The sequence below is a fragment of the Stenotrophomonas sp. ATCM1_4 genome (assembly GCF_004348115.1).
GTDB lineage: Bacteria > Pseudomonadota > Gammaproteobacteria > Xanthomonadales > Xanthomonadaceae > Stenotrophomonas > Stenotrophomonas capsici.
Window position 1 is genome coordinate 1,002,896 of record NZ_QPFB01000001.1, and the last position, 12,568, is coordinate 1,015,463.

General features: G+C 67.2%; 10 protein-coding genes. 9 read left to right on the plus strand and 1 reads right to left on the minus strand.

What is annotated here, in order from left to right; genetic code table 11:
* The first annotated feature begins 24 nt into the window (after positions 1 to 24).
* The 7 genes from dapB to recJ all read left to right on the plus strand — a co-directional run bounded on the left by dapB (position 25) and on the right by recJ (position 9,104).
* Positions 25 to 741, plus strand: coding sequence for a 4-hydroxy-tetrahydrodipicolinate reductase (gene dapB, locus ATCM_RS04840; protein ID WP_132863115.1), 717 nt, complete (start codon positions 25 to 27; stop codon positions 739 to 741).
* A 250-nt stretch (positions 742 to 991) separates the two neighbouring features.
* Complete coding sequence (gene carA / locus ATCM_RS04845; protein WP_132863116.1) at positions 992 to 2,119, plus strand: glutamine-hydrolyzing carbamoyl-phosphate synthase small subunit; 1,128 nt, start codon at positions 992 to 994, stop codon at positions 2,117 to 2,119.
* Positions 2,119 to 2,673 carry a hypothetical protein gene (locus ATCM_RS04850; protein ID WP_132863117.1) on the plus strand — a complete coding sequence of 185 codons (555 nt, stop codon included), beginning with the start codon at positions 2,119 to 2,121 and terminating at the stop codon, positions 2,671 to 2,673. The genes carA and ATCM_RS04850 overlap by 1 nt, the downstream gene beginning before the upstream one ends.
* 54 nt (positions 2,674 to 2,727) lie before the next feature.
* Positions 2,728 to 5,970, plus strand: a complete 3,243-nt coding sequence (carB, locus tag ATCM_RS04855) for a carbamoyl-phosphate synthase large subunit (protein WP_132863118.1) — start codon at positions 2,728 to 2,730, stop codon at positions 5,968 to 5,970.
* A gap of 8 nt (positions 5,971 to 5,978) precedes the next feature.
* Positions 5,979 to 6,443, plus strand: coding sequence for a transcription elongation factor GreA (greA, locus tag ATCM_RS04860; protein WP_192287234.1), 465 nt, complete (start codon positions 5,979 to 5,981; stop codon positions 6,441 to 6,443).
* 2 nt (positions 6,444 to 6,445) lie between these two features.
* A complete protein-coding gene (locus tag ATCM_RS04865; protein ID WP_132863120.1) occupies positions 6,446 to 7,369 on the plus strand; it encodes a phosphoglycerate mutase in 924 nt (307 codons plus the stop codon).
* Positions 7,362 to 9,104, plus strand: a complete 1,743-nt coding sequence (gene recJ / locus ATCM_RS04870) for a single-stranded-DNA-specific exonuclease RecJ (RefSeq protein WP_132863121.1) — start codon at positions 7,362 to 7,364, stop codon at positions 9,102 to 9,104. Before ATCM_RS04865 ends, recJ begins: the two co-directional genes overlap by 8 nt.
* Positions 9,105 to 9,208: 104 nt before the next feature.
* Here the strand turns inward: recJ and ATCM_RS04875 are convergent, their stop codons facing one another.
* Positions 9,209 to 10,402: an acyltransferase family protein gene (locus tag ATCM_RS04875; RefSeq protein WP_132863122.1), complete on the minus strand. Its 1,194-nt coding sequence runs from the start codon at positions 10,400 to 10,402 to the stop codon at positions 9,209 to 9,211.
* 153 nt (positions 10,403 to 10,555) lie between these two features.
* Here ATCM_RS04875 and ATCM_RS04880 point away from each other — a divergent pair, with 153 nt between their 5' ends.
* Positions 10,556 to 11,473 carry a LytTR family DNA-binding domain-containing protein gene (locus ATCM_RS04880; RefSeq protein ID WP_132863123.1) on the plus strand — a complete coding sequence of 306 codons (918 nt, stop codon included), beginning with the start codon at positions 10,556 to 10,558 and terminating at the stop codon, positions 11,471 to 11,473.
* 188 nt (positions 11,474 to 11,661) lie between these two features.
* Positions 11,662 to 12,339: a DUF1963 domain-containing protein gene (locus ATCM_RS04885; RefSeq protein ID WP_132863124.1), complete on the plus strand. Its 678-nt coding sequence runs from the start codon at positions 11,662 to 11,664 to the stop codon at positions 12,337 to 12,339.
* Positions 12,340 to 12,568 lie beyond the last annotated feature (229 nt).

Below are 12,568 nucleotides of genomic sequence, written 5' to 3' on the forward strand. Positions count from 1 at the left end.
GTCGCAGGCGTTAGTTTCCCCGCCATGAACAACACTCCGATCCGTCTGTTGATACACGGCGCCTCCGGGCGCATGGGCCAGGCCCTGCTGCGCCTGGCTGCCGAGGATGCATCCCTGCAGGTTGTCGCCGCCGTGGTGCGCAAGCCGCCGACCCAGCGCGTGGTCGAGGGCATCCCGTACTTTGCGGCCAGTGAGCTGGCCGGCGTGCCGGCGTTCGACGTGGCCATCGACTTCAGCCTGCCGGAAGGCTTTGACCCGGTACTGGCGTTGTGCGCCGAACGTGGCGTCGGCCTGGTGTCCGGCACCACCGGCATCAGCGACGCGCAGCAGGCAGCGTTGAACAGCGCGGCAGGGCGCATCGCGCTGGTATGGGCAACCAACTTCAGCCTGGGCGTGGCAGTACTGGCCGAGCTGGTCGAGCGCGCCGCGCAGGCGCTGCCCGGCTGGGACTGCGACATCGTCGAGTCGCACCACGTGCACAAGAAGGACGCTCCGTCCGGCACCGCGCTGACGCTGGGCGAGTCGGCCGTGCAGGGCGGGGCCGCGCCGCGCTACGCCAGCCTGCGCGCCGGGGACATCATCGGCGAGCATTTCGTCCAGTTCACCGGGCTCGGCGAGCGGGTGGAGCTGGTGCACCGGGCCACCAACCGCGACATCTTCGCCCGTGGCGCGCTGCATGCCGCCCGGCAGCTGGCCGGCCGCGCGGCCGGCCGTTACCGGGTCCGCGACCTGCTGGGCTGAGCCGGCGGGGCGGGGGTAAGCTGAATACGCCGCGGTACGTGCGTTCGTTGGCTTTCCGTTACGGCTGAAACCCTTGGGAAAGGCATCACGGGGCGCTGGCGCTGGCGCCCCCTTGGCCTTACAATTCCCGCTCGCCGAAACACGTCAGCCGGACCGGTTACAGACCGCCGTCCGCGCTTTTTTGCAACCGGTTTTTGCCGGCGACGCAGGCGTGGCTTCGGAGTCCCCCGGTAGCCAAAGTGAGATTCCCGTGACCCAAGCCGCAATCCTCGTGCTCGAAGACGGCACCGTATTCGAGGGCGAATCCGTAGGCGCGCCCGGCCTGTCCGTGGGTGAGGTGGTGTTCAACACCGCCATGACCGGTTATCAGGAGATGCTGACCGATCCGTCCTACGCCCGGCAGATGATCACCCTGACGTATCCGCATATCGGCAACACCGGTATGAACGACCAGGACGAAGAGGCCAGCAAGGTGTGGGCCGCCGGCCTGATCGTCCGCGACGTGCCGCGCCGCCCGAGCAGCTGGCGCAACCAGGTGTCGCTGCAGGACTGGCTGATCCAGCGCGGCGTGGTGGCCATCGCCGGCATCGATACCCGCAAGTTGACCCGCATCCTGCGCGAGCGCGGCGCCCAGAACGGTGCGCTGATGGCCGGCGACATCGATGTGGAGAAGGCGCTGGAAGCCGCCCGCAAGTTCCCGGGCCTGAAGGGCATGGACCTGGCCAAGGTGGTCAGCACCGACAAGCCCTATGGCTGGGCCGACGGCCAGCTGGACCTGGACCGCAATGAGTTCGTGCGCGCCGCGCCGAAGTTCAAGGTGGTGGCGTACGACTTCGGCGTGAAGACCAACATCCTGCGCATGCTGGCCGAGCGCGGCTGCGAGCTCACCGTGGTGCCGGCGCAGACCCCGGCCGCCGAGGTGCTGGCGATGAATCCCGATGGCGTGTTCCTGTCCAACGGCCCGGGCGACCCGGAACCGTGCGACTACGCCATCGCCGCGATCAAAGCGTTCGTCGCCGCGAAGGTGCCGACCTTCGGCATCTGTCTGGGCCACCAGCTGCTGGGCCTGGCCTCCGGTGCCAAGACCATGAAGATGGGCCACGGCCACCACGGTGCCAACCACCCGGTGCAGGACATCGACAGCGGCCGGGTGATGATCACCTCGCAGAACCACGGCTTCGCCATCGATGAGAGCGTGCTGCCGGCCAACGTGCGGGTCACCCACCGCTCGCTGTTCGACCAGACCATCCAGGGCATCGCCCTGACCGATGCGCCGGCGTTCTCCTTCCAAGGCCACCCGGAAGCCTCGCCGGGCCCGCACGACGTGGCGCCGCTGTTCGACCGCTTCATCACCCTGATGGAAGAGGCAAAGGCCTGATGCGCGCCATCGCGCTGATCGCCGGCCTGCTGTTGTCCACCTCCGCGGTGGCGGCACCTGCTGAGCGCAAGGATGTGGGCGAGATCATGCAGGCGCTGGGCATGAGCAACCTCGCAGGCAGTGCCATCGGTCCGTTGCTGGCACAGCTGCCGGGCATGCAGGACCAGGATGCGGCCGGCATGGCCTGCGCCTCCACCCAGGTGTCCCGGCTGATGGGCGAACAGTTCCAGCAGGGCATCGCCGACGCCTTCGGCGACGACGGTGCGCAGCTGGTGGCCGAGTGGAAGCAGTTCCTGGCCACGCCGGCCGGCACCGACATGGCGCGGACGTTCCGCGCCACCGCCGCCGCGGCCGCCGCCGGCAAGGAACCGGCCGACCCGGGCGTGGACGAGGCCACCAAGCGCAAGATTACCGATTTCATGGGCAAGCCGGCCTTCCAGCGTTTCATGCAGGCCTTCAACGACAACGAGCCGCCCGCTGACTTCAGCCAGCGGATCGTCGATGCCCTGCAGCGCGAGTGCAAGATCGCGCTGGACCCGGAACAGATTTCCTGATCGACAGCGTGCGATCACTTCCCCCAGACACGCTGTACTGACTTAGAGAAGACAATGCCAAAGCGTTCCGACCTCAAGACCATCCTCATCATCGGCGCCGGCCCGATCGTCATCGGCCAGGCCTGCGAGTTCGACTACTCCGGCGCGCAGGCCTGCAAGGCGCTGCGTGACGAGGGTTACCGCGTGGTGCTGGTCAACTCGAACCCGGCCACGATCATGACCGACCCGGAGATGGCCGACGCCGTCTACATCGAGCCGATCAACTGGCAGACCGTCGAGAAGATCATCGAGAAGGAGCGCCCGGACGCGCTGCTGCCGACCATGGGCGGCCAGACCGCGCTGAACTGCGCGCTGGACCTGGCCGACCACGGCGTGCTGGAGAAGTACAACGTCGAGCTGATCGGCGCCAAGCGCGAAGCCATCCGCATGGCCGAGGACCGCGAGCTGTTCCGCGTGGCCATGCAGGAGATCGGCCTGGATTGCCCGAAGGCCGCCGTCGCCCACACGCTGGAAGAGGCGCTGGAGATCCAGACCCGCGTCGGCTACCCGACCATCATCCGCCCGTCCTTCACCCTGGGTGGCAGCGGCGGCGGCATCGCCTACAACCGCGAAGAGCTGATCGAGATCGTCAACCGCGGCCTGGAGCTGTCGCCGACCACCGAAGTGCTGGTGGAAGAATCGGTGCTGGGCTGGAAGGAATTCGAGATGGAAGTGGTCCGCGATACCGCGGACAACTGCATCATCGTCTGCTCGATCGAGAACCTGGACCCGATGGGCGTGCACACCGGTGACTCGATCACCGTGGCCCCGGCGCAGACCCTGACCGACAAGGAATACCAGCGCCTGCGCGATGCCTCCATCGCCGTGCTGCGCAAGATCGGCGTGGACACCGGCGGCTCGAACGTGCAGTTCGGCATCAGCCCGACCACCGGCCGCGTGGTCGTGATCGAGATGAACCCGCGCGTGTCGCGTTCCTCGGCGCTGGCTTCCAAGGCCACCGGCTTCCCGATCGCCAAGGTCGCCGCCAAGCTGGCCGTGGGCTACACGCTGGACGAACTGAAGAACGAGATCACCGGTGGCCTCACCCCGGCCTCGTTCGAACCGTCCATCGACTACGTGGTCACCAAGATTCCGCGCTTTGCCTTCGAGAAGTTCCCGGCCGCCGACGCGCGCCTGACCACCCAGATGAAGTCGGTGGGCGAGGTGATGGCGATGGGCCGCACCTTCAAGGAGTCGCTGCAGAAGGCCCTGCGTGGCCTGGAAACCGGCAAGATCGGGCTGGACCCGACCGGCCTGGACCTGGCCAGCGAAGACGACATCGCAACGCTCAAGCGCGAGCTCAAGGCCCCGGGCCCGGAGCGCCTGTTCTACGTCGGTGATGCACTGCGCACCGGCATGAGCGTGGAGGATGTCTACGGCTTGTCGCACATCGATCCGTGGTTCCTGGACCAGATCGAGGAAATCATCGCCGACGAGAAGCAGGTGCAGGCCGAGGGCATCGACGCGCTCGACGCCGCGCGCCTGCGCGTGCTCAAGCGTGCCGGCTTCTCCGACGCCCGCCTGGCCCAGCTGACCGGCACCAACGAAGCGGCCATCCGTGCACTGCGCCGCGCGCACAAGGTGCGCCCTGTGTACAAGCGCGTGGACTCGTGCGCGGCCGAGTTCGCCACCAGCACCGCCTACCTGTACTCGACCTACGAGGACGAGTGCGAGGCCGCGCCGACCAACCGCGACAAGATCATGATCCTGGGCGGTGGTCCGAACCGCATCGGCCAGGGTATCGAGTTCGACTACTGCTGCGTGCACGCCGCGCTCGCCCTGCGCGAGGACGGCTATGAAACCATCATGGTCAACTGCAACCCGGAAACCGTCTCCACCGACTACGACACCTCCGACCGCCTGTACTTCGAGCCGCTGACGCTGGAAGACGTGCTGGAGATCGTCGAGCTGGAGCAGCCCAAGGGCGTGATCGTGCAGTACGGCGGCCAGACCCCGCTGAAGCTGGCACGAGCGCTGGAAGCCAACGGCGTGCCGGTGATCGGTACTTCGCCGGACTCCATCGACCTGGCCGAGGACCGCGAACGCTTCCAGAAGCTGGTCCAGGACCTGGGCCTGAAGCAGCCGCCGAACCGCACCGCGCGCACCGCCGACGAGGCGCTGGCGCTGGCCCGCGAGATCGGCTTCCCGCTGGTGGTGCGCCCGAGCTACGTGCTGGGCGGCCGCGCGATGGAAATCGTGTACGGCGAATCCGATCTGGCACGCTACATGCGCGACGCGGTCAAGGTCTCCAACGACTCGCCGGTGCTGCTGGACCACTTCCTGGACGCAGCCGTCGAGGCCGACGTGGACATCATCTGCGACAAGGACGGCAACGTTCTGATCGGCGGCGTGATGGAGCACATCGAGGAAGCCGGCGTGCACTCCGGTGACTCGTCCTGCTCGCTGCCGCCGTACTCGCTGTCGGCCCAGACCCAGGCCGAACTGCGTCGCCAGGTCACCGAGCTGGCCAAGGCGCTGAAGGTGGTCGGCCTGATGAACACCCAGTTCGCGATCCAGACCGACGCCGACGGCAACGACGTGGTGTTCCTGCTGGAAGTGAACCCGCGTGCCTCGCGCACCGTGCCGTTCGTGTCCAAGGCCACCGGCATGGCGCTGGCCAAGATCGCCGCCCGCTGCATGGCCGGCAAGACGCTGGCCGAGCAGGGCGCGACCGAGGAAGTGGTGCCGGACTACTACTCGGTGAAGGAAGCCATCTTCCCGTTCGCCAAGTTCCAGGGCGTGGATCCGATCCTCGGGCCGGAGATGCGTTCCACCGGCGAAGTGATGGGCGTGGGCCGCAGCTTCAGCGCCGCCTTCGCGCGTGCGCAGGAAGCCGGTGGCATCAAGACCCCGCCGCTGGGCAAGGCCTTCATCTCGGTGCGCGATGCCGACAAGCAGCGCGTGATGCCGGCGGTGCAGGGCCTGGTCGAGCGTGGCTACTCGCTGGTCGCCACCCGTGGCACCGCGGCGTGGCTGCAGCAGCAGGGTTACACCTGCGAGGTGGTCAACAAGGTGGTGGAAGGTCGCCCGCACATCGTGGACAGCATCAAGAACGGCGAGATCGTCTACATCGTCAACACGACCGAAGGCCGTGCCGCGATCAACGATTCGTTCTCGATCCGTCGCGAGGCGCTGCAGAACCGCATCACCTATTCGACGACGGTTGCAGGTGCCAAGGCATTGGTGCAATCGTTGGAATTCCGCGGCACCGGCCCGGTCTGGTCGCTGCAGGAACTGCACAAGGAGTTGAATGCATGAGAGCCCCGATTACCCTGAAAGGCGCACAGCGCCTGCGCGAGGAACTGGATCACCTGAAGTCGGACAAGCGCCCGAAGGTCATTGCGGCCATCGCCGAGGCGCGCGAGCACGGTGACCTGAAGGAGAACGCCGAGTACCACGCCGCGCGCGAGGAGCAGGGCTTCATCGAAGGCCGCATCAAGCAGCTGGAGGGCGAGCTGTCGCATGCCGAGATCATCGACATCACCAAGCTCAACGCCGGCAGCAAGGTGGTGTTCGGTGCCACGGTGACGCTGGCCGACGTGGAGTCCGACGAGGAAAAGCGTTACCAGATCGTGGGTGACCTGGAAGCGGACATCAAGCTGGGCCTGATCGCCATTTCCTCGCCGGTGGCGCGTGCGCTGATCGGCAAGAACGAAGGCGACAGCATCGCCATCGATGCGCCGGCCGGCCAGCGCGAGTACGAGATCGTCAGCGTCGAGTACCTCGACTGACGATGGCCAAGGCCACGCTGCTGCTGCCTGCGCGCAGCCGTTTCCCGGCCGGCGCATTGCCGGCACCGGTGGCCGCCGCGCTCGGGCGGGCCGAACATGGGCTCGCCGATGCAGGAGAGTCGGCGCAGCTGCGCCGGCATTTCGACATCGCCGCCGACACCTGGTCGGCGGCGGCATTGAGCCGCCACGCCGATGCCGGCGATGCCGCCGGTGCGTTGTGGCTGCGCGCCGACCCGGCCAACGTGGCGCCGGACATGCAGGGCGCACGGCTGATGGCATCGGCCGAGACGCTGCGCCTGGAGCAGCCCGATGCGGACATACTGTTGCCCGCGCTGCAGCCGTTGTTCGCCGGGTTCGGCTTCCAGCTGGACGCCCCCACGCCGTCGCGCTGGTACCTGCGCCTGCCCGAGGACACGCCGCTGCCGGACTTCGTCGACCCGGACGTCGCGCTGGGCGATGACCTGTTCCTGCACCTGCCCGAGGGCGAGGCCGGCCGCCAATGGCGGGCCCTGCTGACCGAAGCGCAGGTGGTGCTGCACCAGCATTCCTGGAATGAGCAGCGCATCGCGCAGGGCAAGCGCGCGGTGAACTCATTGTGGTTCTGGGGTGCCGGCCGGCTGCCGGCGTCGGTACAGACCGCGCATGCGCAGGTGCGCAGCCGCGACGCGCTGTTGCAGGGCCTGGCCAAGATGGCCGGCGTGCGCGTGGGCGGGGAACAGACCGTCGATGCGTTGGTCGACCTGCGCCAGTTGCGTTCGCTGGAGCAGCTCACGCGTGATGCGATCACGCCGTTGCTGGAGGCGATCAACCGCGGTGAGCTGCAGGAGCTGCGCCTGGATTTCGAGGACGGCACGCATTACCGCATCCATCGCGGGCAACGGTGGCGCTTCTGGAAGAAGCCGGTGGCGACGTTGGCCGATGAGTGATGCCGTGAAGATCGTCCGGCGCGACGTGCTCGACGCCGGGCAATGGGATGCGCAGACGCTGCCCCTGCTGCAGCGGATCTACGCGGCGCGTGGTGCCCGTTCGGCGGAGCAGGCGCAGCCGAAGCTGGGCCAGCTGCACGCACCGGAGTTGCTGGGCGGGATGCAGGCGGCGGTTGAACTGCTGGCCGCGGCGATCGCCGGCAACAAGCGCATCCTGGTCGTCGGTGATTTCGATTGCGATGGCGCCACCGCGTGTGCGGTGGGCGTGCGTGGCCTGCGCCTGCTGGGCGCGCGCGACGTGGTGCACGCCGTGCCCAACCGCATGGTGCATGGCTACGGCCTGTCACCGTCGTTGGTCGAGGAACTGGCCGCGTTGCAGCCGGATCTGCTGGTCACGGTGGACCATGGCATTGCCTGCCATGCCGGCGTCAACGCCGCCAGGGCGCTGGGCTGGCAGGTGCTGGTCACCGACCACCATCTGCCGGGCGAGAAGCTGCCGCCGGCCGATGCCATCGTCGATCCGAACGTGGATGGCGATGCGTTCCCGAGCAAGTCACTGGCCGGGGTCGGGGTGATCTTCTACGTGCTGATGGCGTTGCGTCGCCATCTGCGCGGGCAAGGGACCTTTGCCGGGCAGCCCGAGCCGGACCTGCTGACGCTGCTGGACCTGGTCGCCGTCGGCACCGTGGCCGACCTGGTCGCGCTGGACGAGAACAACCGTGCGCTGGTGGGCGCGGGTCTGCGCCGGCTGCGTGCCGGCAAGGGCTGCGTGGGCCTGCGTGCGCTGATCGAGGCCAGTGGTCGCGATGCGCGTCGACTGACCGGCAGCGACATCGGTTTTGCACTGGGCCCGCGCCTCAATGCGGCCGGGCGCCTGGAAGACATGGCGCTGGGCATCGAGCTGCTGTTGACCGAAGACCCCGCGCAGGCCCGCGAGATCGCGGCATTGCTTGAAGAGATCAACGCCGAACGCCGCGCCGTACAGCAGCTGATGACCGACGACGCCGAGTTGGCCGTCTCGCGCGCCCTGCTGGCCGACGACGGGCAATGCCCGGTTGCCGCCTGCCTGTTCGATGCCGAATGGCATCCGGGCGTGGTTGGGCTGGTGGCCTCGAAGATGAAGGATCGGCTGCACCGGCCGGTGATCGCATTCGCGCCGTCCGAACCGGGCAGTGCAGCATTGCGTGGCTCCGCGCGCTCGATTCCCGGTTTCCATATCCGCGATGCACTGGCGGCGATCAACGCCACTCATCCGGGCTTGATGGAGAAGTTCGGCGGCCATGCGATGGCCGCTGGCCTGAGCCTGTCGCGCGAACGGCTGGATGCCTTCAAGGCCGCGTTCGAACAGCAGGTGCTGGCCACGATTGACCCCGCCACCCTGCAGCAACAACTGCTCAGCGACGGCGAGCTGTCTGCATCGGAGCTGGACTTCACGCATGCCGAAGCGTTGCGTCTGGCCGGGCCGTGGGGCCAGGGTTTCGCCGAGCCGCTGTTCGATGGCGCGTTCGATGTGCTGGAGTGGCGCGTGCTGAAAGAGCGGCACCTGAAGCTGGTGCTGCGCGCGCCAGGGGGCAACGCAAAGATCAGTGCGATCCATTTCAGCGGCTGGAAGGGCGCTGACCCGGGTAGCCGTGTGCATATCGCCTACCGGTTGGTCGGTGACGACTACCGTGGTGGTCAGGCCATCCAGTTGATCATCGAGCATTGCACCCCGGCGGAAGCGACCGCTCCGTAGGCACGCCTTCAGGCGCGAAGTCGGGCAATTCCGGGCATACGGAGCCTTTGCTACTGCAGGCGTCTCAGCTTCGCCGCCAAGGCCGCTCCTGCGACGTTCAGCTTCTACGGGCGGTCGGGTACCGCCGCCGCTGATGCCGCGCTGCCATTGAGCGGGTGCAGGCCGAACAGCGGGCGCAGGATGCGGCTGCGGCGTATCAACGCATATCCGGCGAAGCACAGGGCGAAGGTGGCTCCAACCAGCAGCATGGCCTCAAGCCCGGGGGCAATCTTCAGTGGCTTCAGTGCATGGGCCAGCACCACGATCACGGTCTGGTGCAGGATGTAGACCGGGAACACCGCCATGGTGAGGTAGCGCAGGGCGGGGCTGTCGGCATGGCGCCAACGGTAGGCGAAGCCGAGCAGGGCGGCGATCGCGCACCATTGATCGGCCGCCCAGGCCAGTCGCAACCACAGTCGCAGCGCTTCGGGAATGGGGTGCGCATCGTCATATCCGGCGAAGTACCACGCATGGACGAAGGCGGCATAGCAGGCGGCGGCCACCAGCAACGACACCCACCGCAGGCGCTGCAGCGCTTCCCAGAAGCGGCTGTCGAACGCGGCCAGGAATCCGATCAGGAACACGCTGAAGTACTGTGCGTGGCTGTACCAGTCATTGATCAGCGCGTGGGTCTGCTCGAAGCGCTCGACCATCAGCAGGCGGGCCGCCGCGAGCACGGCAACCGGCAGCAACAGCGCGCCCCACCCCGACATTGCCCGGCCGAGCGCCGCGCGCAGGCGCTGCAGCGCCGTCGCCGGCAGCAGTCGCCACGCCAGCCACGCCAGCACCGTATAGCTCCACAGATAGGGCAGGAACCACAGGTGGTTCCAGGTAGGCAGCAGCAGACAGTCCCCGTCGGTCCCGCAGAACCCGTGGTACCCGCTCAGGTACTTGCCGTAGAAGGCCAGGTACGACTCACCGTAGCCGCCTGGCAGCTGTTCGACCACCTGCAGGTAGGCCTGCGGTGGAACGATCACCAGCATCCCGAACAGCAGGGGCAGCAGCAGTTGGCGCGAGCGGCGGCGGAAGAACCCGTTGGCGGGGCCGCGCAGCATGTAGGCGGTGGCCACGCCGGAGATCAGGAACAGCAGCGACATGCGCCAGGGACTGCTCAGCAGCATGAACGGCTCGGGGCCTTCATTGGCGAACGGACTTTTGACGTGCCACCCCCAGCTCACGTAGTACATGCCCACGTGGTAGAGCACCAGCAGTCCAAAGGCGATCACCCTGAGCCAATCCAGATCGTGGCGGCGTTGCATGGTCCAGTCCCGTTGGAAGTGGCGTGCATCAGAGCACTGCCTGCGTCCGTCGGCGCAGGCCAAGTGATTGATGGAAGGGGATTTGGGACGGGTGGTGGCAACGAGGGGACGAGCCGCGGCAGCGTGTCGCGCCAGCTCCCCTAGAATGCGCGGATGGAACAACGACCTGCTCTCGATGCCTTCACCCGCTTCCGTCCTTGGCGACGCCGGGTGGAGGTGGTGTTCTGGTTGCTGGTGGTCCTGCTCAACTGCAGCGGCAATGCGATCACGACATGGATGGATGCCAATCGCTCTGGCCGGCCGCCGATGGCGGCGTGGGAACCGTGGGTCTGGGAGTTCTCCAGTGGCCTGGTCTGGCTGTTCGTGCTGGTGCCGGCCATCGTCTGGTTGACGTCGCGCTTCCCGCTGCATCGGGACAACTGGCGGCAACGATTGCCGGGATACCTGTTGGCCAGCGTGCCGGCGTCGCTGCTGCACGTGCTGGCGATGTTCGGCCTGCGCATGCTGGTCTACCGGCTGATGGGCGAGCAGTACCGGGTCCACAGCTGGGGCCAGGAACTGCTCTATGAATACCTCAAGGACATCCGCACGCTGGTGGTGATCGTCGGTTTCATCGAAGGCTATCGCTTCCTGCTGCGCCGGCTGCAGGGCGAGGCACAACTGCTGGCCGAGCCGGACGAAGGTCCACCGGTCGAGCCCATCGAGCGGCCGGAACGGCTGCTGGTACGCAAGCTCGGCAGGGACTTCCTGATCGCCACCGAGGACATCGAGTGGGCACAGGCCGCCGGCAACTACGTCAACCTGCGGGTGAAGGGGCATGACTATCCGCTGCGCATCACCATGGCCGGCCTGGAGGAGCGCCTGGCTGGCGGACGCTTCATCCGGGTGCACCGCAGCTGGATGGTGCAGATCAAGCACCTGGTGTCGATAAGATCACTCGACGGCGGCGAAGCGGAACTGCAGATGGACGACGGGCAGGTAGTGCCCTGCAGCCGTCGTTACCTGCCGTCGGTGCGGCAAACAGTGGGCGAGGGCGCAAAAGCGCCGGCCGCAGGGTTGCCGGGCCGGTGAACCGGTGACGGTGCGCGAGTCCTGACGCCGGAACGGGGCCACTCGATGGATGCGTGCACGGGCTTGTTGGCCGGGTCAGGCGTCCTTGGGATCAGGCCCCATCACGTGAGCAGGCGCACTCCGGGTGCGCCAGAGGCTCGTCACATCACCGGCCTCCCGGGGCCAGATCAACACGGTTGGCCGTGCCCATGACGCCCCACGCAGCACACGTTCTCAAAGACCTTCGGTCCAGGCTCCGCCCTGCGGCAGTCGCACGGGTCGGTGGCTTCAGGCCCCCGGAAGATCCGACCACCTCCTGGTTCTGCCGGGCGGTCGGCCTGCCCGGCGAGACGGTTCCGCAATGGCAGGGCGAGCCGATGTTCCCCCTCCTGCAGGTACGGGTATCCGAGCTCCCGGTGGTCCCCGAGGCGCTTGCGGGCATCGCACTGCTGGTGCTGTTCCTGAATCGGCACGAGTACCCGTTTGACCGTCCGCACGGGGAGGGCTGGCTCATCCGCGAGTACACCCGCCTGGAGGGGCTGGTCCCCCTCCAGGCCGATACCGGGCCGTTCCGTCCTTTTCCCATTGCCTGGAATCGCATCGACGATGACGCGCCGGGCTGGGAAGATGCGTGGGAGTTGGTCGACCTGGGGCCGGTGAATGACGACGAAGCGGCGAGCAACGCCTTCTTCAACGCCTTCTCGCGGTACGGGGGCACCAAGTTCGGTGGCTATCCCACGGAAATCCAGCATGGCGTAGGTCTGCAGGACTACGTGTTCCAGGTCGCTTCGGAAGAGAAGGTCGGCTGGATGTGGGCCGACAACGGCCGTGGCTACTTCTTCCGCACCCCGTCCGGCGACTGGCGCTGGGCGTGCCAGTTCTACTAGACGCGGCGGTTCATTCCCCCAAGGCGGGTTCACCTCGGACGTTGCGAACGTCCGCAGGGGGCATTGTGCGGGGCAACACCATCGGTGCTGCGGACGGCGCTCACGCGCAAGGCGTGGCGATCCGTTGTGATGAATGGGGATGAATCGACGAAGTCACGAGGGCCAGTCGATGCACAGCGGCATCAATATCCATGCGCCCGGTTCACTTTCGGTGGATGCGCGAGTCACC